Here is a 22,483-nt window from a genome sequence, read left to right as displayed (position 1 = left end):
AATAACGTCATCATGCCGATTGCCTTTCCGTGCAGCAGCCTGATGCTGCTCCATGTGGTCACAGTGCCGCTGCCGGCCACGCCGGTGGAAACTGGCGTGGCGGAACACCACGCCAGTGCCGTGCGCCATGGCGCGACCGGCCTGCGCCGGCCCCTGCTGCAGGCCGCCAACACCCCCGCGGCCAATGACGCCGCTACCAGCTGAGCCAGCAGCCTAAAGCAGCAAAAGCGCCAGTGCCGGCAGCATCGCTGCCGGCATCACCACGGCCCCCACGCGCAGGAACTGGCCGGCGCTGACCATATGCCCTTCGCGCCGCAGCGCCGTGAGCCACAGCAGCGTGGCCAGCGAGCCGGTGACGGACAAGTTGGGGCCAAGGTCAATGCCGATCAGCACGGCACCGGTCACGGCATGCGAGGCATGTCCGCCCGCCAGCGCCGAGGCGGCGATCAGGCCGGCCGGCAGGTTGTTGGCGATATTGCCCGCCAGCGCCACCACCGCGCCCACGCCCAGCAGGGCCAGTGCGCCGCCGTCGCGCGATGCCGCTGCGACGGCATCGGCCAGCTGGCCGATCACCACGGTCTGCTCCAGTGCCGCGACCAGCACGAACAGCCCCGCCACCATCGGCAACACCCCCCATGACACCTCGCGCAGCGCCGGCACCAGCAGCTCGCGCCGGGTCGCGCAGACCAGCAGCAGCGTGGCCACGCCCGCCGCGCAGGTCGGCCAGCCCAGGTCGTTGCCGCGCAGCGAGGCCACCAGCAGGATCAGGCCGGTCAGCACGATGCCCAGCGCGGTCAGCCGGGCCTGCGGCGACAGCGGCGGCACCGGCACGTCATGTTCGATGGGCTCGGCCAGCGCCGCGCGCTGGGTCCACCACAGCGCTGCCAGCGTGGCCAGCACCGCGGCCAGCGACGGCAGCGCGAAGCTCGCCAGCCAGCCCGCCAGCGGCGGCATGCGTGTGCCGAAGATGACCAGGTTGGCCGGGTTGGAGATCGGCAGCACGAAGCTGGCGGCATTGGCGATGAAGGCGCACGCGTACAAGTAGGGCAGCGGATGCCGGACCCGCGCGGCGCGGGTGGCGGCCAGCACCGCGGGCGTCAGCACCACGGCGGTGGCGTCGTTGGACATGAATGCCGTCACCAGCGTGCCGAAGCCGTACACCATCAGGAACAGCCGCGGCGCCGAACCGCGCGCCCGGCGCACGGCGAGCGCGGCGACGTGGTCGAACAGCCCGGTCTTGCGGGCCAGCTCGGAGATCAGCATCATGCCCGCGAGAAACAGGTACACGTCGTAGCCGCGCAGCACCGCCGCCAGCGCGTCGGGCAGCGTCATCAGGCCGGTGACGCACAGCAGCAGGGCGCCGGCGGCGGCCCAGAAGGCTTCGGGCAGGCGGAACGGGCGGAACAGGACGCCGGCCGTGGTCAGCGCGGCGACCGACCAGATCAGCAGCGGGGCGTGGCTGGACATCGGGATCGGGGACAGTGGAAAGCCGGAAGTCTACAGCCTGGCGTCCGCGGGGACGGCCGGCGTGGCAGCGCCGGGCGCCGGCAGGCCAGTTGCCTCGCTGGTGACAGGTGTCGGCGCGGGGGCAGCCGGGGCCGGCGCCGCGGTCCCGCCGAGGTTGCTGGCGACCGGATCGACCGCCGGCGCCGCCGCGGGTGCCGGCGGCGGGAAGCCGATGGCGGCGATGCCGTGGCTGCCATCCGCATACTCCGCGTACATCCAGTCATCTCCCACGCGGACCACGCCGGCGGGCGCTTCAGCTTCAGGCACGGGCACGCCCGCAAGGCGGCCCTCCATATAGGCGGCCCACACCGGCAGCGCGGTGGTGGCGCCGAACTCATGCTCGCCCAGGCTGCGGTTGTCGTCGTAGCCCATCCACGCCACCGTGACGACGCCGCCGGCGTAGCCCGCGAACCAGCCGTCGACCGAGTCATTGGTGGTGCCGGTCTTGCCGGCCACGTCGGCGCGGCGCAGGTAGCGGCGCACGCCGGCGCCGGTGCCGTCGTCGACCACGCTGCGCAGCAGGCTGTCCATGACGAAGGCGTTGCGGGCGCTGATCACGCGCGGCGGGGCCGGGCTGTCCGCGGCGTCCTCCGACTCGGCAGAGAACAGCACCTTGCCTTCGCTGTCGGTGATGCGCGCGATCAGGTAGGGCTCGATGCGGTGGCCGCCGTTGGCAAAGACGCCATAGGCCGCGGCCAGGCGCAGCGGCGAAGTGGTGCCGGTGCCCAGTGCCAGCGGCAGGTAGCGCGGCAGCCGCCTGGGCGCGAAGCCGAAACGGCTGGCGAACTCCACCGTGTACGGAATGCCGATCGCCTGCAGCGTGCGGATCGCCGGCAGGTTGCGCGATTCCGCCAGCGCCTGGCGCACGGTGATGGGGCCGACAAAGCGCCCGTCGTCATTGGACGGCTGCCAGCGCGAACCATTGGGCAGCGGCGCGTCGTTGATCAGCGTGCCGGGCGACACGCCGCGCTCCAGTGCCGCCGCATAGACGAAGGGCTTGAAGGTCGAGCCCGGCTGGCGCTGCGCCTGGGTGGCGTGGTTGAAGCGGCTGGTGGCAAAGTCGGCGCCGCCCACCATCGCCTCGATCGCGCCGGTGGCGCTGTCCAGCGATACCAGCGCACCCTGCGGGCCCTGCGACAGGTCCTTGACGAACTTGCGGTGGCGCCGCGCGTAGCCTTCCAGCCCGCCGTGCACCGCATCGTAAGCCAGGGTCTGGCGCACCGACGACACCGTGGTGTAGACGTTCAGGCCGCGCGTGTAGGCCTCGTCGCCAAAGCGCTCGCGCGCCAGCTGGCGCGCGAGTTCGGCCACGTACTCGGCATGCCCGGCAAAGCTGCCGGGGCTGTCGTCGGAGATTGCCAGGCGCGCGGCGCGGGCCTCGCGGTAGTCGTCCTGGCTGATCATGCCCAGTGCCAGCATGCGGCCCAGCACATATTCCTGGCGCCGCTTGGCGCGCGGGAAGTTGACCACCGGGTTGATGGACGAAGGGGCCTTGGGCAGCCCCGCCAGCATCGCCGCCTCGGCCAGCGACAACGACGCCAGCGGCTTGCCGAAGTACGCATGCGCGGCGCTGCCGAAGCCGTAGGCATGCTCGCCCAGGTAGACCTGGTTCATGTACAGCTCAAGGATGCGGTCCTTGGGCAGGGTCTGGTCGATGCGCCAGGCCAGCAGCATTTCATACCACTTGCGCGCCAGCGTCTTCTCGCGCGACAGGTAGAAATTGCGCGCCACCTGCATGGTGATGGTGGACGCGCCCTGCGCATAGCCCTGGCCCAGGTTGGCCAGCGCGGCGCGCAGCACGCCGGGCATGTCGACACCCTCGTGCTCGTAGAACTGGTCGTCCTCGGCTGCCAGCAGCGCCTGGACCATGCGCGACGGCATCTGCCCGAAGGGGATGAACTCGCGGTGCTCGCTGCCGAACTCGCCGATCTGCACATTGTCGCTGGTGTAGATCCGCAGGGGCACGTCGGGCCGGTAGTCGCGCAGGGAGTCGACTGCGGGAAGCTGCCGCAGGCTTACCACCGCGGCAAAGCCGGCAAGCAAGGCACCGGCTGCAGCCAGCGCCAGTACGGCGCCGCCTGCCTTGACTGCGATTTTTTTCATGCGCGCATTTTACCCGCTGCCTGACTGGCGCTAGCGGCCGGCCGCCAGCGGCAGCGGGTTGCCGAGCTCGTCATGGTCGATGGGCGGCGTGCCGGTGGCGGCCGGCGGTGCGGGCTGGGCTGTAGCCACGCGCAGCCTGGCCTGGCCGTGATGCCGGGCAAATTCGCACAGCGCCAGCCAGGTTTCCTCGCGTTCGATAATGGTGAAGTGATTCGTGGCTGGCACGGTCTGCAACGCCACCGGGCCGGGCCAGGCAGCCATGAGCCGTTCCGAGCATTCATGCGGCACCACTTCATCGGTCTCGGCCAGCAGCACCTTGGTGCTCTGCACGACCTTCTTGCAATGCGAGATCGAATCGAAATGGTGGCGCATCAGCTGGCGCAGCGGCACCAGCGGGAAGCGCTTGCGCACCAGTTCAAGCAGCGAGTCGTAGGGCGTGATCAGCTGCAGGCTGTCGAAGTCCTGCAGATCCGCCAGCTGGATCGCGACGCCGGTGCCCAGGCTGCGGCCCACCACATGCACCCGGGTGTCGGGGAAGACACGCCGCGCATGCAGCAGGAACTGGCTGGCGTCGGCCACTGCGGCGCCCTCGGACGGCAGGCCGTCGGAGTGTCCCAGGCCGCGGTAGTCATAGGTGGCGAAGGCCATGCCGGCGGGCAGCCAGCGCGCGTACTGCAGCGTTTCGAGCACATCCTCGCCACGCCCGGGCAGGTAGAACAGCAGGTCGCGCACGTTGTCGCCGGGGCTATGGTAGATGTAGCCGCGCACCACGCCGCCGGGGATCAGGTGCGAGTAGCCAATGATGCCGTCGGGCAGGTCGCGCGGCGGACGCCGGCGTGCATCGAACAGCAGCCGTTCCTGGTTGAGCGCCAGGTAGGTCCAGTAGCAGGCGAAGCCGCTGGCAGTCATCAGCGCGGCTGCCAGCGTACGGCGGGTGATCAATGGCATGGCTAGTCTTCAGTGTCGCTGCCAGGCGGGGCGCACCAGCGCCGGCCTTGCCGCCCAGCCGCGCAGCCTACCTCATTTTTGTCAGGCGCGAGCGCGCAGCGCAAGCCGCCCGGCGCAGTTCTTGTACGATATACCTCATTCACGCGCGCGCACCCCCTCCCGAGACGGCGCGCATACGGAGCAAACGGGCATGAGCGAGCAGAAACACGAGCAATACCGCGCCGAAGAGGCGCAGGCCATGGAACGCGTGGTCGCGGCCACGCGGCAGGTGCAGGTGGCCTTCACCGCCTTGCAGGCCCACTATCCGCCGCAGGGCAGCGGCAAGCCTTCCAAGCTTGCGCTGCAGACGTTCGATGCGGCGCTGCAGGCGCTGGAAGATGCCCAGGCCACCTTCGACGAAATCCTGAACGACCTGCTCGACGAAAAACGCTGACCCCGGCCCGGCATGGCGCGGGGGCAATACATGGCCGGGAGCCTGTGATAAGGTTGCCGGACTACAGCCGCCCGGCCTGCCGCCGCACCTGAGCTGCACGGCACGCGCCACGGGACGGCAGGCAGCGGCCGCGACGCGCGCCGCCTGCTGATACAGGAGACCCGCCGCCATGCACCGTGCCGCCCATCCCGCTGCGCCTTCCGATGTTGCCCGCCAGGCTGCCCATGTCGACCCGGCCGATGCCGACCGCGCCGGCCTGATCGCCCGCGCGCATGCGCGTTCGGCCGGCTTCGGGCTGGATGTGCGCCATGCGCCCGGCTTCGATGCCGTCAGCCCGCGCGCGCTGGGTGAGCTGGTGGACGCCAGCCGCGACTTGTACCGCCATGCCTTGCCGGTGATGGAGACCCTGCACGCGCAGATCGCCAATACCGACAGCATGGTGCTGCTGACCGACAGCAGCGGCGTGATCCTGCACAGCCTGGGCGACGGCGAATTCGTCGCGCGGGCGCGGCGCGTGGCGCTGGCACCGGGGGTATCGTGGTCGGAGCCGAGCAAGGGCACCAATGCCATCGGCACCGCACTGGCGGAGGCCCGTCCCACCCTGATCCATGCCAGCGAGCATTTCCTCGAGTCCAACCACCAGCTGACCTGCTCCTGCGCGCCGATCGCCAGCCCGACCGGTGCCATCCTGGGCGCGCTCGATGTCAGCGGCGATCATCGCGGCTTCCACCGGCACACCATGGCGCTGGTGCGGATGTCGGCGCAGATGATCGAGAACCACCTGTTTGCCAACCACTTCCCGGACGCGCTGCTGGTGCGCTTCCATGCGCGGCCCGAGTTCGTCGGCACGCTGTTCGAGGGCGTGGCGGCGTTCTCGCCCGACGGCGCCTTCCTGGCTGCCAACCGCAGCGGCCTGTTCCAGCTGGGGCTGGCCCCGCACGCGCTGGCGGACGCCGGTTTTGCCGGGCTGTTCGGCCAGCCGGTGCGCGCGGCGATGCAGGCGCGCGGTGGCGCGGCGGGATCGCTGCAGACGCTGACGCTGCCCAGCCGGGTGCAGGTGTTTGCCCGCATCGAATACCTGGCCGCGCCCATCGCGGTGCGCCAGCCCGGCGCCGAAGACCCGCTGCCGCCGGCACTGGCCGCGCTCGATACCGGCGACGCCGCGGTGGCCGCGGTGCTGCGCCGCGTGCGCAAGGTCAGCGGGCGCGATATCACCATCCTGGTCCAGGGCCGCACCGGCACCGGCAAGGAGTGGCTGGCGCGCGCCATCCACGCCGCCTCGCCGCGCGCCGGCGGGCCTTTCGTCGCGGTCAACTGCGCGGCCATCCCCGAATCGCTGATCGAGGCCGAACTGTTCGGCTATGAAGAAGGCGCCTTCACCGGCGCGCGTCGCCGCGGGAGCGAGGGCAAGGTCGTGCAGGCGCACGGCGGCACGCTGTTCCTGGACGAGATCGGCGACATGCCGCTGGCACAGCAGGTGCGGCTGATGCGCGTGCTGCAGGAGCGCGCGGTCACCCCGCTGGGCAGCGCCCGCGCGCTGCCGGTCGATGTGCGCGTGGTCTGTGCCACCCACCGCGACCTGCGCGCGATGATTGCCGATGGCGCTTTCCGCGAAGACCTGTACTACCGCATCAATGCGCTGGCCGTGACCCTGCCGCCGCTATGCGAGCGCAGCGACCTGCCGCTGCTGGTCGATCGCATCCTGCAGCGGCAGTGCGAAGAAGCCGGCCTGCCGTCCCCGGTGCATGTCGACGCGCAGGTGCTGGCGCTGCTGCGCCGGCACCCGTGGCCGGGCAATATCCGGCAGCTTGCCAACGTGCTGCGCACCGCGGCGATCCTGGCGGAAGGGGAGGCGCAGATCGGGGTGGAGCACCTGCCGGAAGGGTTTGAGCAGGAGTGCGGCGATGAGGCGGAGCGCTGTGACGCGGCGGCTGCCGTGCAGGCGCCGGCGCCATCAAAATCCGCCCGCATGCGCGACTGGGAAGCAGGCCTGATCCGGCAGGCGCTCGCCAGGCACGGCGGCAATGTCAGCCACGCGGCGCGTGAGCTGGGGGTGTCGCGCAATACGATCTATCGGAGGTTGAGGGAGGGGTTGGAGGGCGACGAGGAAGCGGAGCGCTGAAGGCCTTCCGATCCCGCTTGTTTGCTCCCTCTCCCGCTTGCGGGAGAGGGAGCACTCCGTCGGCAAGCAACTACCGACATCAGCAAGCAATCATCCTCACAACCCCGGCTGCGCCGCGAGCCACGCGGCCTCTTCATCGCTGAACAACTCCGACCGGGTCAGGAACCGCTTCCCCGTCCGTCCCTCCAGCGAGAACATCCCGCCCGCCCCCGGCACCACATCGATCACCAGCCGCGTGTGCTGCCAGTACTCGAACTGCGCCCGCGTCATGTAGAACTGCGCGCCGCCGATCTCGCCCAGGCAGACATCGGCCTGCCCCACCAGCAGTTCGCCGGCGGGGTAGCACATCGGCGCGCTGCCGTCGCAGCAGCCGCCGGACTGGTGGAACATCAGCGGGCCATGCCGCGCGGCCAGCTCCGCGATCAGCGCGAGCGCGGCCGGGGTTGCCACCACGCGTGCGACCGGCGCGGTGGCGGGAGCGGACGTCGGGCCCGCCATGGTCAGAAGAACCCGAGCGCGTTGGGGCTGTAGCTCACCAGCAGGTTCTTGGTCTGCTGGTAGTGGTCGAGCATCATGCGATGGTTCTCGCGGCCGATGCCGGACTGCTTGTAGCCCCCGAATGCCGCATGCGCGGGGTAGGCGTGGTAGCAGTTGGTCCACACGCGCCCCGCCTGGATGCCGCGGCCCATGCGGAATGCGCGCGCGCCGTCACGTGTCCAGACACCCGCACCGAGCCCGTAGAGCGTGTCGTTGGCGATGGCCAGCGCTTCTTCCTCATCCTTGAAGGTGGTCACCGAGACCACCGGCCCGAAGATCTCTTCCTGGAAGATGCGCATCTTGTTGTGGCCGGCGAACACGGTCGGCTTGACGTAGTAGCCGCCCGCGAGGTCGCCGTCCAGCACGTTGCGCTCGCCGCCGGTGAGGCACTGCGCGCCTTCCTTGCGGCCCAGGTCGATGTACGACAGGATCTTCTCCAGCTGTTCGGCGGACGCCTGCGCGCCGATCATGGTGCCGGTGTCGAGCGGATGGCCCTGGCGGATCGCGGCCACGCGCTTGAGCGCGCGCTCCATGAAGCGGTCGTAGATCGATTCCTGGATCAGCGCGCGCGACGGGCAGGTGCAGACCTCGCCCTGGTTCAGCGCGAACATGGCAAAGCCTTCCAGCGCCTTGTCGAAGAAGGCGTCGTCGGCAGCCAGCACATCCTCGAAGAAGATGTTGGGCGACTTGCCGCCCAGCTCCAGCGTCACCGGGATCAGGTTCTGCGACGCGTACTGCATGATCAGCCGGCCGGTGGTGGTCTCGCCGGTGAAGGCGACCTTGCTGATGCGCGGGCTCGATGCCAGCGGCTTGCCGGCTTCCAGGCCGAAGCCGTTGATCACGTTGACCACGCCCGGCGGCAGCAGGTCGCCGATCACTTCCATCAGCACCAGGATCGAGGCCGGCGTCTGCTCCGCGGGCTTGAGCACCACGCAGTTGCCGGCGGCCAGCGCCGGCGCCAGCTTCCAGGTGGCCATCAGCAGCGGGAAGTTCCACGGGATGATCTGGCCGACCACGCCCAGCGGCTCATGGAAATGGTAGGCAATGGTGTCGGCGTCGATCTCGGAGATGCCGCCTTCCTGCGCACGGATGCAGCCGGCGAAGTAGCGGAAGTGGTCGACCGCCAGCGGCAGGTCGGCGGCGGTGGTTTCACGCACCGGCTTGCCGTTGTCGATGCTCTCGGCCACGGCCAGCAGCTTCAGGTTGGCCTCGATGCGGTCGGCGATGCGGTTCAGGATATTGGCGCGCTCGGTGGTCGAGGTGCGAGCCCACGCGGCCTTGGCGGCGTGCGCGGCGTCCAGCGCGGCGTCGACATCCTGCTGGCCGGAGCGCGGCACGCGCGTGAACGGCTTGCCGGTGATCGGCGTGGTCGATTCGAAGTACTCGCCGCCGGCGGGCGGCACCCAGGCGCCGCCGATGTAGTTCTCGTACTGCTGCTTGTAGGGGTTGCTGACGCCCAGCTGGGCGATTTCCGCCATGTTCATGTCTCGCTCCGTTCAGAGATTTCTGTGGTGTCGTCACGGCATTCCGGCCGTGCGCACGGCAGGCAGATCGCAAGAGCTGTGCCGGGGCGTGAATCGAACGAAAAAACGGGGAAAAGCGGGGGGCGCGTGCGCGTGGCACGGGTGGGAGATGTCACGCGCCGGCACGGCTGTGCCAGCGCGTGACACCGGGTGTTCCAGAATGGAACACCCGGGGCAGGGCTTACCCCTGCCGCTGGCGCCGGCTGTCGGGCACGAAGTGCCGGAGCGAACCGTCGCCATAGGCGCGCTGCACTTCGGATATCACCACGTGATAGCCGTCATACCACTTGCGGTACTGGCGCTTGGCGTCCAGGTGCCGCGGGTGGGTGGCGAAGGCCTGCAGGGAGTCCTTGTCGCGCCAGTAGTAGCTGGCGTTGGACAACTGGCCATCTGGCGAGCGCCAGGACTCGGCACCGACAAAGCCGGGTATGCCGGCGGCGATCTCGTCGATCAGGGCGCTAAGGCGGTGGAACTCGTCATCGGCCTGGCCGGGCCGGTAAATAAAGGCTGCGATATACATCAGGGGCTCTGCGTGGGAAACGGGTTCAGGCCGGGCGTGAGGTCAGCACCAGCCGCAGCGCCAGCAGCACCAGCACGGCTGCCAGGCCGCGCGACTGCAGTGTTGCCGCCTTGGGATGGCGTGACAGGAAGCGGCGCACGGTGCCGCCAGCCGCGCCGAGCAATGCGTGAAACACGGTGGCGATCACCGTCAGGACCAGGCCAAGCACGAGCAGCTGCCGGGCCACGCCGCCCTTGCCGGGATCCACGAACTGCGGCAGGAAGACCATGAAGAACAGTAGCGCCTTGGGATTGAGCAGGCTGTTGAGCATGGCGCGCACGAACACCGAGCGCAACGACGCCTGCGTCACCACTGCCTCTTTCAGCGCAAGCGGCTGCCGCAGCGCCTTGACCGCCATCCACAGCAGATAGGCCGCGCCGGCATAGCGGATCAGGTCGAACGCCGGCGCCCACGCCATCACCAGGGCGGTGATGCCGGTGGCTGTCAGGACCGTGAGGATCAGGTCGGCCACGGCAATCCCCAGTGCCGTCGCGACGCCGCCCCGAGGGCCATAGGTGATGCCATGTGCCATCACGAAGGCCATGTTCGGGCCAGGTGACAGGAGCAGCAGCATCACTGCCGCGGCGAAGACCGACAGGGTGGTCAGGGCAATCATGTGCAGGAAATGGTTAGCGTTGACTAGGCATGCAGGTTATTCTTCTGGCCCTGATACACGCAAAGCATTGTTCTAGATACAAAGCATGGCCCACGCGCGCTACAAAACCATTGTTGACGAGATTGCCGCGCGCATTCATCGCGGCGAACTGCCTCCGGGCACGCAACTGCCGACGGTGCGTGCGCTGATGAAGCAGTACGGCGTGGCGCTGGCGACCGCGGCACGCGTCTACGTCGAGCTGGAGGCCGTCGGCCTAGTGGTCGGCGAGACCGGCCGGGGCACGTTCGTGCGCGATACCTCGCTGCCGCGTGGCCTGGGGCTGGAGCAGCATCCGGTGCGCGCCGGCGCGGTGGACCTGACTTTCAACTATCCGTCGCTGCCCGGGCAGGTTGAACTGTTGCGCGATGGCTTGCGCAGCATCGCGGCTTCGGGCGACCTTGACGCGTTGCTGCATTCCGCGCCGCAGGGCGGGCGCCCGCACGAACGGCAGGCCGTCGCCCGGCACCTGCGCAACCGCGGTATCCGGGTGCCGGGCAGCCAGGTGCTGATCGTCAACGGCGCGCAGCAGGGCCTGGCGGTGACGGTGATGGGGCTGCTCAATCCCGGCGACGTCTTGGCGGTTGACGCGCTGACGTACCCGGGCATGAAGGCGCTGGCGCAGTTGTATCGGCTCGACCTGGAGCCGTTGCCGGTGACCGCCGCGGGCCTGGACCTGGATCGCCTTGCCGCGCTCTGCAAGCGGCGTCCGGTGCGGGCGGTCTACACCATGCCGACCATGCACAATCCGCTGGGCTATGTCATGAGCGAGGCGGACCGCGGTCGCCTTGCGGCCCTGGCGCAACGGCATGATCTGCTGATCATTGAAGATGGCGCCTACGCCTTCCTTGCCGAACCGGCGCCGAAACCGGTGTTCACCTTCGCGCCAGAGCGGACCGTCTACGTCTCGGGCCTGTCGAAGAGCGTGGCATCGGGACTGAGGATGGGGTTTGTCGCGGCGCCCGCGCCGCTGGTGCCGGCCCTGGAACGCGCCATTCGCGTGTCAACCTGGAACACGCCGTCGCTGACAGTGGCGCTCGGCTGCCTCTGGATCGAAGCCGGCATCGTCGATGACCTGGAAGATCGCAAGCGCAAGGATGCCCGGCGCAGGCAGAGCCTGGCGCGGCGCATCCTGCGCGGCTGCCGCGTCACGGCGCACCCGTCTTCATACTACCTGTGGCTTGAACTCGAGGAGGACCTGCGCGCCGACCAGGTCGTGGCCGCCCTGGAGCACGAGGGTGTGCTGGTGACGACGGCCGAGCCGTTCGCGGTCGGCGCGAGCGTGCCGCATGCGCTGCGGCTGGCGCTCGGGTCGATTTCCATGGATGCGCTGGAGCAGGCGTTGCGCAAGGTCCGGCGGGCGGTGGCCGGCTGAAGCTGCGGCAAAGGCTGCCGCGTCAGCGGAACACCAGGGTCCTGCCGCCGTTGCACAGGACCCGATGTTCCGCATGCCATTTCACCGCACGCGCCAGCGCCACGCATTCCACGTCGCGTCCGATGGCGGTCAGCTGTGCGGCGTCCATGGCATGGTCCACGCGCGCGACTTCCTGTTCGATGATGGGGCCTTCGTCGAGGTCGCCGGTCACGTAGTGCGCTGTGGCGCCGATCAGCTTGACGCCGCGCTCATAGGCTTGCGCGTACGGGCGCGCGCCCTTGAAGCTGGGCAGGAAGGAATGATGGATGTTGATGGCGCGGCCCTCCAGGCGGCGGCACAGCTCGTCGGACAAGACCTGCATGTAACGGGCCAGGACGACCAGGTCGATGCTGTAGTCGCAGACCAGGTCCCACAGCCGCGCTTCTTGCGCGGCCTTGCCTTGCGGCGTGGCATTGAGCAGGGGCAGGTGATGGAACGGGATGTCGTAGCTCGCCGCAAGCTGGTAGAAGTCCTTGTGGTTGGAGACGATGGCCGGAATCTCGATGGGCAGCTGGCCGGTGCGGTAGCGGAACAGCAGGTCGTTCAGGCAGTGGCCGATCCTTGACACCATCAGCATCACGCGCGGCTTGCGCGCGGCGTCGTGGAGGGACCAGTCCATCTCATGCGCGGCCGCCACGCCTGCCAGCGTGCTGCGCAGGGCAGCGAGCGCATCGCCGGCATCCTGGCCTTCGGGCAGCGGCCGCTGGAAGTGCACGCGCATGAAAAACCGTGCGCTGTCGCGATCGCCGAACTGCGCGGAATCGACGATATTGGCGCCGGCTTCCACCAGCAGCGCCGAAATGGCATGGACAATGCCGGGACGGTCGGGGCATGACAGCGTCAGGATGTAGCTGGCGGTTTCGGTCTGGATCACTGGCATGGACACTCCGGTATCCGCTTGCATCGAGGTTCAGGCCTTGGTCCGCTCGCTGGCCGGATCGTACGGCGCGCGCAGGTGGATGCGCGCGGGCAGCAGTTCCCCGGCCAGGTCTACGTGATACTTGCCGCCCTCGATCCATGCCGCGTCGGCCGGACCATCGGCGCGTGCCAGCAAGCCCATGCCCACTGGACAGCCAAGGGTGTGGCCGAACGCGGCCGACGTGACGAAGCCGGCCGGGCGCACGGTGCCGTCCGGGGCGGTGCGCAGGATCGCCTCGCCGCCCCAGAGCATGGCCTCGCTGGCGCCGTCCAGCGTGACCACGGCAACGCGCCGCCGCACCTGCGCGGCACCGCCGGCAGCGCGCAGCTTGAGCAGCGCTTCGCGCCCGCGGAACGGGATGTCCGTGTTCAGCTTGCAGGCAAACGACAGCCCGGCCTCGAACGGATGGATGTCGGTGGTCAGTTCGCGGCTCCAGGCGCGGTAGCCCTTCTCTATACGCAGCGATTCGATGGCGTAGTAGCCGGCGTTGACCAGTCCGAAGCGTTTCCCGGCCTCGTGCAAAGTGTCATGGACGCCCACGGCGAATTCCACCGGGACATACAGCTCCCAGCCCAGTTCGCCCACATAGGTCAGGCGTGTGGCGCGCACCGTGGCATAGCCGAGATCGATTTCTTTCGAGGTGCCGAACGGGAACGCCTGATTGGAAAAATCGGTGCGCGACACGCTCTGCAGCAGCTCGCGCGAGCGCGGGCCCATCACCGCCAGCACGGCGTACTGCCCGGTGACATCGACAATCGCGCAGCGCTTGTCGGCCGGAATCAGGCGCTCGATATAATTGAAGTCGCGCGTGGTCTGCGCCGAGCCGGTCACCAGCAGGTACTGGTCGTGCGCCAGCCGCGTCACGGTCAGGTCGGATTCATAGGTGCCGCGATCGTTGAGCATGGCGGTGTACACGGTCTGCCCCGGCGGCACGGCCACGTCGTTGCTCATCACGTATTGCAGCACGGCCTCGGCATCGGCACCCTTGACGATGTACTTGGAGAACGAACTCATGTCGAACAGCGCCACCGCCTCGCGGCAGGCGCGGTGTTCCGCGCCGCTCCACGGCAGCCAGTTCTGTTGCCCGAACGAGTAGCGGATCTCGGGCGATTGTCCGGCAGGCGCGAAGAAGTTTGGCCGCTCCCAGCCCATCTTGCTGCCGAAATTGGCGCCGGCAGCGTGCAGGTGGGCATAGAGCGGCGAGCGCCGGAACGGCCGCGCCGTATCCAGTTCCCGGTTGGGCCAGGGCATCGCGTAGTGCAGGCCCAGCGTTTCCCTGACGCGGTCGTGCAGCCAGCTTTGGTTGCCGTTGAAGCCGGCAAAGCGGCGGATATCGACCGGCCACAGGTCCATGGTCGGCTCGCCCGCGACGATCCATTCCGCCAGTGCCATGCCGGCGCCGCCGGCAGACGCGATCCCCATTGAGTTGAAGCCCGCGCCCACGTAGAAATTGCGCAGCTCGGGCGCTTCGCCGAGGATGAAGTTATTGTCCGGCGTGAAGGACTCGGGCCCATTGTAGAACTGCTTGACCTGCGCCGACTCCAGTGCCGGAACGCGGATCAGCGCGTTCTCCATCAGGATCTCGAACTGATCCCAGTCATCAGGCAGCAACTGGAACTCGAACGGCTCAGGAATGCCCTGCATGCCCCACGGCTTGGCATTGGGCTCGAAGCCGCCCATCACCAGCCCGCCCACTTCTTCCTTGAAGTAGATGAAGCCGTCCGGGTCGCGCATCACCGGCAGGTCAGGATGCACGCCGGCAATGCGCTCGGTGACGATGTAATAGTGCTCGGCCGAGTGCAGCGGCACGGTCACGCCGCACATCTGCCCGACCTGGCGCGCCCACTGGCCGGCGCAGTTGACGACGATCTCCGCCTCGATGCGGCCTTCGTCGCCGGCCTTGTTGCGCCAGCTCACGCCGGTGGCGCGGCCATCGCGGGTATGGATCGCGGTGATCTTCGTATCCTGCGCGATGACCGCACCGCGGCTGCGCGCGCCGCGCGCCAGCGCCTGGGTCAGGTCAGTCGGGTTGGCCTTGCCGTCGCCCGGCAGCCAGACCGCCCCAAGCAGGTCGTCAGTGCGCATCACCGGCCATAGTTCGCCGGCCTGGGCGGGCGAGATCACCTCGCAATCCACGCCATAGGCCCGCGCCACCGCCGCGGTGCGGCGCAGTTGCGTCATGCGTTCCGCGGTGCGCGCGACCGACAGCGAGCCGCATTGCTTCCAGCCGGTGCCGAGGCCCGTTTCCGCTTCCAGTTCGCTGTACAGCTGGGTGGAGTAGCGGATCAGTTTCGTCATGCTTTCCTGCGAGCGCAGTTGCCCGACCAGCCCGGCCGCGTGCCAGGTGGTGCCGCAGGACAGTTGTCCCTGTTCCAGCAGGACCACATCCTTCCAGCCGAGCTTGGTCAGGTGATAGGCGACGCTGCAACCGATGATGCCGCCGCCGATGATGACGACGCGGGAGTGGGATGGGATGACAGGGGACATGGCGGGAAAACCTCGGCAGGAAAGGGTTTGGCGTTGCCTGCCATGTTATGCAAAAAAACGCCAACAAACAACACAAAATGCAACATGCGTCGACGGATCAGCGCGCCAGTTGCAGTGTCAGGATCCCCGCCAGGACCAGCGCGGTCGCAATCAGCCGCCGCCGGTCGAAGGGCTCGCGCAGCAGGAAGTGGCCCAGCAGCGCGGCAAAGATCACGCTCGATTCACGCAGCGCCGCCAGCTTGGTCACGGGCGCCATGGTCATCGCCCACAGCATCAGCGCATACGAGCCCACCCGGTTGATGCCGCCGATCCACGCGCGCTTCCATTCCGTGCGCATCAGCGTGACCAGCGCGTTGCCGCGCCGGCTGAAGGCGTAGGTCGGCATGAAGATGTGCGACATCGCCTGCAGCCAGACGATGTAGGTGAAGACCTCGCCGTAGCGCTTGACCGCGGTGCCGTCGATCACGGTGCCGGCCGCCAGGCAGGCACCGGCCAGCAGCGCAAAGCCGAGCAGGTCGGGCGATTGCCGGCGCCAGCGCACCAGGCTGACCAGCCCGCAGCAGATCAGCGCGATGCCGGCATAGCCGCCTGGCCCCAGCCGTTCGCTGCCGGCCAGCAGCAGCAGGATCGCCACCATCATCGGCGCCGAGCCGCGCATCAGCGGATAGGCCTGGCTGAAGTCACCACGGTTGTAGGCAGCCACCAGCGACAGCTTGTAGCCGACTTCCAGCGCCACTGTGGCCAGCAGGAAGGGCCACACCTGCGGCGCGGGCAGGGGCACCAGGAACAGGAAGGGCAAGGCCACCAGCAGGCAGAAGGTGTCGATCAGCGCCATCGACGACAAGCGGTCGCCGCCGATCTTGACGATGGCGTTCCACGACGCGTGCATCAGCGCGGACAGCATCACGGCGGCAAAGGCGAGGCCGTGAAAGTCTTGGGGGAGGGGCATGAAGGGTTGAGTTTGCGAACCGATGGTTTGCTCCCCTCTCCCGCTCGCGGGAGAGGGGAGCCTGCTGCTAGGCGAGTGAGGTGAAGATGCTCAAGGGGTCAAGCCGCTTCTGCCAGCGGCGCCTGCATCTTGATCCCCATCTCGCGCAGCACCTCGCCAATCGCCGTCACCACATTGCGCATCTCGTTGTCATCGATCGCACCAATGCACCCGACGCGGAAGGTCTCCATCTGCGTCAGCTTGCCCGGATACAGGATGTAGCCGCGCTCGCGCACCCTGGCGTAGAAGGTCTTGAAGTCATAGCGCGCGTCGGCCGGCGCATGGAAGGTGACGATGATCGGCGCCTGCACCGCCGCCGGCAGGAAGGCGCGGAAGCCGAGTGCGGCCATGCCCTGCACCAGCGTGTCGCAGTTCCTGCGGTAGCGCGCGCCGCGCACCGGCTGGCCGCCTTCTTCCAGGAACTGGTCGAGCGCGGTGCGGAACGCCGCCACCACGTGCGTGGGCGGCGTGAAGCGCCACTGCGTGGTCTTCTGCATGTAGACGTACTGGTCGTACAGGTCCAGCGCCAGCGAGTGGCTGTTGCCCTGGCTGGCTTCCAGCACGTCTTTCTTCACCAGCACGAAGCCCATGCCCGGCACGCCCTCGATGCACTTGCCGGTGGCGGCCACCAGCGCGTCGAACGGCATGGTGCGGGCGTCGATCTCGATCGCGCCGAACGAGCTCATCGCGTCGACGATCAGCCCCTTGCCCAGCCGCTGGCACAGCGCGGCGATTTCCTGCAGCGGGTTGAGCACGCCGGCGCCGGTCTCGCAGTGCACCTGCGCCACGTGCGTGATCGACGGGTCGCGCCGGATGGCCTCTTCTATCAGCGCGGCGGTGGCGGGCTGGTCTTCGGGGATCGGCAGTTCCACGCTGGCGCGGCCAAGCACCTTGCAGATCTTGAGGATGCGCTGGCAATAGGCGCCGTTCTGCGGCACCAGCACCTTGCCGTGGCGCGGCACCACGTTGGCGATGGCGGCCTCCACCGAGAACGTGCCGCTGCCCTGCATCGGCACGCACACATGGGTGCCTTCGCCGTGGACGATGCGCACCAGGTCGTCGCACAGGCTGCGCGTGATGGCGTTGAAGGCGGCGTCCCACGAGCCCCAGTCGCGCAGCATGGCCTGCTTGGTGGCGAGCGAGGTGGTCAGGGGACCGGGGGTCAGAAGGATCGGGTCGTTGCCGCGAATCATGATGAGCTCCTGATTGGGAAGGAGTGGAAACAGGGGAAAGGTCAGTCGTTGCCCTGGCGCCAGGCCTGGGTCTTGCAATCGAGCACGCGTTGCAGCAGGTAATAGAGCAGGCAGGCGAAGGCCGAGGTCAGCACCACCAGCGTCGCCATTGCCGCCGCGGGGCCGATGTCGCCGGATTCATCCAGGTTGACGATCTCGACCGAGGCCAGCTTGGTGTCGGCGCCGTACAGGAACACCACTGCGGAGACCGTAGTCATCGCATTGATGAACAGGTAGCGCGAGATCTCCAGGATGGCCGGCAGGCAGGCCGGCACCGTGACCTTGAAGAAGGTCTTGTAGAACGGCACCTTGAGCGATGCGGACACGGCCTCGAACTCGCTGTCGAGCTGCTTGAGCGCGGTGACCGCCGTCAGGTGGCAGGACGCGTAATAGTGGACGATGGTCACCAGCACCAGGATCCCCAGCGTCTGGTACAGCCCGTGCATCGGGTTGGCCTGCGGCACGAAGAAGAAGATGTAGCCCAGGCCCAGCACCAGCCCGGGCACGCCCATCGGCAGCACCGCCATCAGCCGCACGAAGCTGCGCAGCCAGTCCATGCCGCGGGTCTTCTCCAGCAGGTAGGCGGTGGCGAAGATGAACACCGGCCCGATCACCGCGGCCAGTCCCGCCATGCGCAGGCTGTTCAGGTAGGAATCGACCACGCCGCCCTCGACCAGCCCCACCCGGTAGTGGTTCAGCGACAGCGAGAAGTTGTACGGCCACAGCTTGACGAAGGACGCGTAGATCGCCATGCCCATCACCGCCAGCATCAACGCCGCCATCAGCCAGCAGAGCATCGCCATGGCCAGGTCGAAGCGGCGGCTGCGGCGCGGCACGTAGGGCACCGAGCGTGCCGACATCAGCGCCATCTGGCGGCGCTGCACGCGCGCATCGACATAGTAGGTGACGGCCACCGGCACCAGCAGCATCAGCGACACCACCGCGCCCTGCGAGAAGTCCTGCATGCCGATCACCAGCTTGTAGATGTCGGTGGCCAGCATATGGAAATTGCCGCCGATCACCTTGGGGATGCCGAAGTCCGAGATCGCATAGGTGAACACCACCATGGCCGCGCTGACCAGGCCGTAGCGCGCGCCCGGCACGGTGATGGTGAAGAACTTGCGCACGGTCGAGGTGCCCAGCGCATCGGCCGCCTCGTACAGCCGCGCGTCGGTCAGCGACAGCGCGGTGATCAGGATCATCAGCGCATGCGGGAAGGTGGCGAACACCAGCGAGGCCACGATGCCCAGCGGCCCGTAGATCTGGGTGCTGCCCATCCACGGCTTGAACAGCCCCTGGTTGCCGAACCAGAAGATGAAGGAGATCGCCGCCAGCAGCGATGGCGCCAGCAGCGGGATCAGCGCCAGGTTGCGCAGCAGGCCCTTGCAGGCGATGCGGCTGCGCGTCAGCGCATAGGCAAAGCTGAATGCCAGCGGCAGGGTGATGCAGGTGGCCAGGGCAGAGACCCACAGGCTGTTCCACACCGAGCGCAGCAGCGCGGGCGACTCGAAATACGCGCGGAAGTGCGCGATGCCGGCCAGGCTGCCGTCGCGGTTCTGCACGCTCTTGGCCAGGATCATCACGATCGGCGCCAGCACGAAGCAGGCGAGCGCCAGCGCGGCCAGCGCCAGCAGCACGTGGGCGAGGCGGTCGGTCCAGTGCGCGCGCACGGCGGTTGCGACCAGGGCCGGCGGCGCGGGTTGCGCGCCAGGGTTGGCAGGCCCGGCCGGCCCGCTGGTGGCGGGAGCGGGGATGGTATCGGTGGCCGGCATGGTGGCAGACGTATTGGCCGGCGCCGCAGTGAGGCTCATGCGCATGCGTGGCGGAAAATGCGGATACGGTCAGCGGGAATGGCCAGGCGCAGCAGGTCGCCGGTGTTCGGGCGCAGCTCGTGCAGGTCATTGAGGGAGAGGTCCGCGTACAGGGCGCCGGACGCTGCGTCAGGCAGGCGCAGCGTCAGCCGCGAGAACGCGCCGAGGAACTCGATCTTGTCCACGGTGGCCTCCAGCACGTTGGGGCCATGCTGTTCGATGCCGCGCACGCATACGTCTTCGGGGCGGAAGAACACCTGCACGTCCTCGTCGGCGCAACAGCCCGGGGGCGCGGCGCAGCGCATGCGCACGCCGCCCAGGTGCAGCTCGCCGTCGCCGCAGACGCGCGCGCCCAGCATGTTGGTCTTGCCGACGAAGTCCGCGGCGAACGGCGTGGCCGGGCGCTGGTAGATCTGCGCCGGCGTGCCCACCTGCTCGATCGCGCCCTGGTTCATCACCACGATGCGGTCGGCCATCGACAATGCCTCTTCCTGGTCGTGCGTGACCAGGATGGTGGTGATGTTCAGCCGTTGCTGCAGCGCGCGGATCTCGCTGCGCAGCCGCACCCGCACGCGGGCATCGAGCGCGGACAGCGGCTCATCCAGCAACAGCAGGCCGGGCGAGGTGGCCAGCGCGCGCGCAATCGCCACGCGCTGCTGCTGGCCGCCGGACAGCTGCGCCGGGTACTGGTTGCCGCGCTCGGGCAGCCCTACCAGCGTCAGCAGCTCATCCACGCGGGCGCGGCGCTGGTCACGCGGCATGCGGCGGTTGACCAGGCCGTAGGCCACGTTGTCCGCCACCGTCAGGTTGGGGAACAGCGCGTAGGACTGGAACACGATGCCGTAGTCGCGCTCCATCGGCGGCAGCGTGGAGATGTCGCGCCCGCCCTGGCGGATGGTGCCGGCGCTCTGCGATTCCAGTCCGGCGATGATGCGCAGCAGCGTGGTCTTGCCGCAGCCCGACGGGCCCAGGAAGCACAGCAGCTCGCCCTGGCGCACGTCCAGGTCGATATTGTGGAGTGCGACGAAGGCGCCGCTGCTGCCGCCGAAGCGCTTGTGGATGCCTTTCAGGCTGAGGTAGGTCTCGGCCGTGGATGGGGAGGTCTGCATGGCGTGGGGCCCGGTGAGTTCTGTTGGGGGACCCGGCGTCCTCTGCCCCAGGGGGCGAGGGCGCCGGTACAGGACGGCGCTCAGGCGCTCAGGGCTGCTTCTCCGACTTGCTGGCATAGCGCTTCTGCCACTCGGCCAGCACGCGCTCACGGTTCTTGGCGATATGGCTGAAATCGTTCTTGACCAGCATCTGCTCGTAGTTGGCCGGGATGGTCTCGATCTTCCTCGCCACGCCCGGATAGGCGACGATGGCCCAGTCCTTGGCAAACAGCTGGTTGGCCTCCTTGCTGGCCAGCCAGTCCATGTAGCGCTGCGCGGCCTCCATTTTCTTGGTGCCCTTGACGATGCCGGCAGCCTCGATGTCGTAGCCCAGGCCTTCCTTGGGGAAGATCATCTCGATCGGCGCGCCCGAGGCCAGCGTCTTGTGCGCGCGCAGCTCGAACGAGATGCCGATCGGGAACTCACCAGAGCCGGCCTGCTTGCATGGCTTGGAGCCCGAATGGGTGTACTGGGCGATGTTCTCGTGCAGTGCATCCATGTACTTCCAGCCATCCTGCTCGCCATAGAGCTGCAGCCAGGCGGTCACGTCCAGGAAGCCGGTGCCGGAAGAGGCCGGGTTGGGCATCACGATGGTGCCCTTGTAGACGGGCTTGGCCAGGTCCTTCCAGGTCTCGGGGCGCGGCAGGTTGCGCTTCTTGGCTTCGATGGTGTTGAAGCAGATGGTGGCGCCCCAGACGTCCAGCCCCACCCATGACGGCGGCGTGGCCTTGTCGCTGTAGTCGCGCGTCAGTTTCTCGAAGCCCTTGGGCGAGTAGGGCGCCAGCATCCCTTCCTGCTTGAGCAGTTCCAGGCTCGACGCAGCCAGCCCGGCGATCACGTCGGCCTGCGGGTTGCCTTTTTCGGCGAGCGCCTTGGCGGTGATGACGCCGGTGGAGTCGCGCACGTACTTCAGTTCGATATCGGGCGCCACCTTGGCAAAGCCCTCGGCGTACGGCTTGAGGGTCTCGATCTCCCACGCCGTGTAGACGGTGAGGGTGGTCTTCTGGGCCAGCGCCGTGCCGGAGGCGGCTAGCGCAAGCAGGGCGGCGGCGGTGCGCAGGGTGGAAGTGAAGGACGGTTGCATGGGGACTCCTTCTGGCATTGTAGGTGGAGATATGTGTCAATTTGGTGAATATGTTGCATTGCCATAGGGCGTGCTGCACAACATTGAATCACCGTGAAACCCTTGTGCTACAACACTTGCAAGACATATGCCTGGGTTTTCGCGCTCCGTGCGTCACCATCCACGCCACATCGATGTCTTGATTGTTGACAATATACAAACCGCTTGCTTTAATGGCAATAAGGATTTTCGATATTGCGCAATCCCTCACAAACGGGAGTTTTCATGTCACGCCAAGCACCGCTGGCGAGCGAAATCACCATCCTGCAGAGCCAGTCCCTGGCCACCCTGGTGCAGCGCGAACTGGAACTGCGGATCATGTCGGGCGACCTGCCCCCCGGCGCCAAGCTCAATGAGATCGAGGTGGCAGGGCAGCTCAATGTGTCGCGCGGACCGGTGCGGGAAGCCTTCCGGGCGCTGGAGCAGGCCGGCCTGCTGCGCACCGAGAAGAACCGCGGCGTGTTCGTGCGCGCCATCTCGGTGGAAGAAGCCGATGAGATCTATGAGCTGCGCGCCGTGCTGGATGAGTTCATCGGCCGCCAGCTGGCCGCCCGCATCACGCCCGAGGGCCTGCGCGAACTGCGCGCGCTGGTGGAATCGCTGGGCGTCGCCAGCCAGGCGCGCGATGTCGATGAATACACGCGGCTGAACCTGGAGTTCCACGACCGCATGGTCGAACTGGCCGGCAACCGCAAGCTGCTGGATACCTACCGGCGCCTGGTCAAGGAACTGACGCTGTTCCGGCGCGAAGCGCTGTCCGGCAGCCACGCCGCCATGCCCGACTCCACCCGCGAGCACCGCGCCATCGTCTCGGCGATTGCCGCGCGCGACGGCGAACTGGCCGCGCGCCTGATGCGCGAGCACGTGGAGCGTGGCCGCGCCCGCATGCATGCCGCGGTGGACCCGGCCAGCGCCGACAAGGGCGCCGCTGCCTGAATCCGACCGTATCCATGGAAAGTACCGACCCCGATCGCGCCC

The 22,483-nt window shown here is 68.1% G+C and carries 19 protein-coding genes; 5 read left to right on the top strand and 14 right to left on the bottom strand.

Annotated elements, in window-relative coordinates; translation table 11 throughout:
- The first annotated feature begins 12 nt into the window (after nt 1-12).
- Nucleotides 13-204 (top strand): hypothetical protein, encoded by a 192-nt coding sequence (locus C265_RS02315; RefSeq protein ID WP_010812791.1) that lies wholly within the window; start codon nt 13-15, stop codon nt 202-204.
- A gap of 9 nt (nt 205-213) precedes the next feature.
- Here C265_RS02315 and C265_RS02310 read toward each other — a convergent pair whose 3' ends face one another.
- Genes C265_RS02310 through C265_RS02300 form a run of 3 tightly spaced genes read right to left on the bottom strand, consistent with a single transcriptional unit; the run spans nt 214 to nt 4,557 of the window.
- Nucleotides 214-1,467: an arsenic transporter gene (locus C265_RS02310; RefSeq protein ID WP_010812792.1), complete on the bottom strand. Its 1,254-nt coding sequence runs from the start codon at nt 1,465-1,467 to the stop codon at nt 214-216.
- A gap of 30 nt (nt 1,468-1,497) precedes the next feature.
- On the bottom strand, nt 1,498-3,609 hold the full coding sequence (locus C265_RS02305; RefSeq protein WP_010812793.1) for a penicillin-binding protein 1A: 2,112 nt from the start codon (nt 3,607-3,609) through the stop codon (nt 1,498-1,500).
- Nucleotides 3,610-3,639: 30 nt separating this feature from the next.
- Entirely contained in the window at nt 3,640-4,557 is a 918-nt protein-coding gene (locus C265_RS02300) for an alpha/beta hydrolase (protein WP_010812794.1), read from the bottom strand.
- 190 nt (nt 4,558-4,747) lie between these two features.
- On the opposite strand from C265_RS02300, the gene C265_RS02295 reads away from it, so the two are divergent.
- Together C265_RS02295 and C265_RS02290 are read left to right on the top strand one after the other, a co-directional pair.
- On the top strand, nt 4,748-4,990 hold the full coding sequence (locus C265_RS02295) for a hypothetical protein (protein ID WP_010812795.1): 243 nt from the start codon (nt 4,748-4,750) through the stop codon (nt 4,988-4,990).
- A 169-nt stretch (nt 4,991-5,159) separates the two neighbouring features.
- Complete coding sequence (locus C265_RS02290; RefSeq protein ID WP_010812796.1) at nt 5,160-7,112, top strand: sigma-54-dependent Fis family transcriptional regulator; 1,953 nt, start codon at nt 5,160-5,162, stop codon at nt 7,110-7,112.
- A gap of 96 nt (nt 7,113-7,208) precedes the next feature.
- Here the strand turns inward: C265_RS02290 and C265_RS02285 are convergent, their stop codons facing one another.
- From C265_RS02285 to C265_RS02270, 4 genes are all read right to left on the bottom strand, one after another.
- Nucleotides 7,209-7,610 carry a DUF779 domain-containing protein gene (locus C265_RS02285; RefSeq protein WP_010812797.1) on the bottom strand — a complete coding sequence of 134 codons (402 nt, stop codon included), beginning with the start codon at nt 7,608-7,610 and terminating at the stop codon, nt 7,209-7,211.
- Nucleotides 7,611-7,612: 2 nt separating this feature from the next.
- Nucleotides 7,613-9,133, bottom strand: a complete 1,521-nt coding sequence (gene adh / locus C265_RS02280) for an aldehyde dehydrogenase (protein WP_010812798.1) — start codon at nt 9,131-9,133, stop codon at nt 7,613-7,615.
- A gap of 220 nt (nt 9,134-9,353) precedes the next feature.
- Nucleotides 9,354-9,692, bottom strand: coding sequence for an antibiotic biosynthesis monooxygenase (locus C265_RS02275; protein WP_010812799.1), 339 nt, complete (start codon nt 9,690-9,692; stop codon nt 9,354-9,356).
- Nucleotides 9,693-9,717: 25 nt separating this feature from the next.
- The gene (locus C265_RS02270) at nt 9,718-10,347 is read right to left on the bottom strand and encodes a LysE family translocator (RefSeq protein WP_010812800.1); all 630 of its coding nucleotides are present in this window, start codon (nt 10,345-10,347) and stop codon (nt 9,718-9,720) included.
- A gap of 85 nt (nt 10,348-10,432) precedes the next feature.
- On the opposite strand from C265_RS02270, the gene C265_RS02265 reads away from it, so the two are divergent.
- The gene (locus C265_RS02265) at nt 10,433-11,758 is read left to right on the top strand and encodes a PLP-dependent aminotransferase family protein (protein WP_010812801.1); all 1,326 of its coding nucleotides are present in this window, start codon (nt 10,433-10,435) and stop codon (nt 11,756-11,758) included.
- Nucleotides 11,759-11,780: 22 nt separating this feature from the next.
- Here C265_RS02265 and purU read toward each other — a convergent pair whose 3' ends face one another.
- From purU to C265_RS02230, 7 genes are all read right to left on the bottom strand, one after another.
- A complete protein-coding gene (gene purU / locus C265_RS02260; protein WP_010812802.1) occupies nt 11,781-12,677 on the bottom strand; it encodes a formyltetrahydrofolate deformylase in 897 nt (298 codons plus the stop codon).
- Nucleotides 12,678-12,707: 30 nt separating this feature from the next.
- Nucleotides 12,708-15,203: an FAD-dependent oxidoreductase gene (locus C265_RS02255; protein WP_010812803.1), complete on the bottom strand. Its 2,496-nt coding sequence runs from the start codon at nt 15,201-15,203 to the stop codon at nt 12,708-12,710.
- Between the two features lie 97 nt (nt 15,204-15,300).
- On the bottom strand, nt 15,301-16,152 hold the full coding sequence (locus C265_RS02250; protein ID WP_010812804.1) for an EamA family transporter: 852 nt from the start codon (nt 16,150-16,152) through the stop codon (nt 15,301-15,303).
- Between the two features lie 98 nt (nt 16,153-16,250).
- Nucleotides 16,251-17,384, bottom strand: coding sequence for a 2-aminoethylphosphonate--pyruvate transaminase (locus C265_RS02245; protein WP_010812805.1), 1,134 nt, complete (start codon nt 17,382-17,384; stop codon nt 16,251-16,253).
- 41 nt (nt 17,385-17,425) lie between these two features.
- Nucleotides 17,426-19,240 carry a putative 2-aminoethylphosphonate ABC transporter permease subunit gene (locus C265_RS02240; protein ID WP_010812806.1) on the bottom strand — a complete coding sequence of 605 codons (1,815 nt, stop codon included), beginning with the start codon at nt 19,238-19,240 and terminating at the stop codon, nt 17,426-17,428.
- Nucleotides 19,231-20,343, bottom strand: coding sequence for a putative 2-aminoethylphosphonate ABC transporter ATP-binding protein (locus tag C265_RS02235; protein ID WP_010812807.1), 1,113 nt, complete (start codon nt 20,341-20,343; stop codon nt 19,231-19,233). The genes C265_RS02240 and C265_RS02235 overlap by 10 nt, the downstream gene beginning before the upstream one ends.
- An 88-nt stretch (nt 20,344-20,431) precedes the next feature.
- A complete protein-coding gene (locus C265_RS02230; protein ID WP_010812808.1) occupies nt 20,432-21,466 on the bottom strand; it encodes a putative 2-aminoethylphosphonate ABC transporter substrate-binding protein in 1,035 nt (344 codons plus the stop codon).
- A gap of 264 nt (nt 21,467-21,730) precedes the next feature.
- On the opposite strand from C265_RS02230, the gene C265_RS02225 reads away from it, so the two are divergent.
- Complete coding sequence (locus C265_RS02225; RefSeq protein ID WP_010812809.1) at nt 21,731-22,441, top strand: phosphonate utilization associated transcriptional regulator; 711 nt, start codon at nt 21,731-21,733, stop codon at nt 22,439-22,441.
- Nucleotides 22,442-22,483 lie beyond the last annotated feature (42 nt).

It is taken from the genome of Cupriavidus sp. GA3-3, assembly GCF_000389805.1.
Classification (GTDB): Bacteria; Pseudomonadota; Gammaproteobacteria; order Burkholderiales; family Burkholderiaceae; genus Cupriavidus; species Cupriavidus necator_D.
This window is presented reverse-complemented; position numbering and strand designations above follow the sequence as displayed.

Coding starts and splice junctions, on each gene's coding strand:
- C265_RS02315 (WP_010812791.1), top strand. CDS start 13: ATGCCGATTGCCTTTCCGTGCAGCAGCCTGATGCTGCTCCATGTGGTC.
- C265_RS02310 (WP_010812792.1), bottom strand. CDS start 1,467: ATGTCCAGCCACGCCCCGCTGCTGATCTGGTCGGTCGCCGCGCTGACC.
- C265_RS02305 (WP_010812793.1), bottom strand. CDS start 3,609: ATGAAAAAAATCGCAGTCAAGGCAGGCGGCGCCGTACTGGCGCTGGCT.
- C265_RS02300 (WP_010812794.1), bottom strand. CDS start 4,557: ATGCCATTGATCACCCGCCGTACGCTGGCAGCCGCGCTGATGACTGCC.
- C265_RS02295 (WP_010812795.1), top strand. CDS start 4,748: ATGAGCGAGCAGAAACACGAGCAATACCGCGCCGAAGAGGCGCAGGCC.
- C265_RS02290 (WP_010812796.1), top strand. CDS start 5,160: ATGCACCGTGCCGCCCATCCCGCTGCGCCTTCCGATGTTGCCCGCCAG.
- C265_RS02285 (WP_010812797.1), bottom strand. CDS start 7,610: ATGGCGGGCCCGACGTCCGCTCCCGCCACCGCGCCGGTCGCACGCGTG.
- adh (WP_010812798.1), bottom strand. CDS start 9,133: ATGAACATGGCGGAAATCGCCCAGCTGGGCGTCAGCAACCCCTACAAG.
- C265_RS02275 (WP_010812799.1), bottom strand. CDS start 9,692: ATGTATATCGCAGCCTTTATTTACCGGCCCGGCCAGGCCGATGACGAG.
- C265_RS02270 (WP_010812800.1), bottom strand. CDS start 10,347: ATGATTGCCCTGACCACCCTGTCGGTCTTCGCCGCGGCAGTGATGCTG.
- C265_RS02265 (WP_010812801.1), top strand. CDS start 10,433: ATGGCCCACGCGCGCTACAAAACCATTGTTGACGAGATTGCCGCGCGC.
- purU (WP_010812802.1), bottom strand. CDS start 12,677: ATGCCAGTGATCCAGACCGAAACCGCCAGCTACATCCTGACGCTGTCA.
- C265_RS02255 (WP_010812803.1), bottom strand. CDS start 15,203: ATGTCCCCTGTCATCCCATCCCACTCCCGCGTCGTCATCATCGGCGGC.
- C265_RS02250 (WP_010812804.1), bottom strand. CDS start 16,152: ATGCCCCTCCCCCAAGACTTTCACGGCCTCGCCTTTGCCGCCGTGATG.
- C265_RS02245 (WP_010812805.1), bottom strand. CDS start 17,384: ATGATTCGCGGCAACGACCCGATCCTTCTGACCCCCGGTCCCCTGACC.
- C265_RS02240 (WP_010812806.1), bottom strand. CDS start 19,240: ATGCGCATGAGCCTCACTGCGGCGCCGGCCAATACGTCTGCCACCATG.
- C265_RS02235 (WP_010812807.1), bottom strand. CDS start 20,343: ATGCAGACCTCCCCATCCACGGCCGAGACCTACCTCAGCCTGAAAGGC.
- C265_RS02230 (WP_010812808.1), bottom strand. CDS start 21,466: ATGCAACCGTCCTTCACTTCCACCCTGCGCACCGCCGCCGCCCTGCTT.
- C265_RS02225 (WP_010812809.1), top strand. CDS start 21,731: ATGTCACGCCAAGCACCGCTGGCGAGCGAAATCACCATCCTGCAGAGC.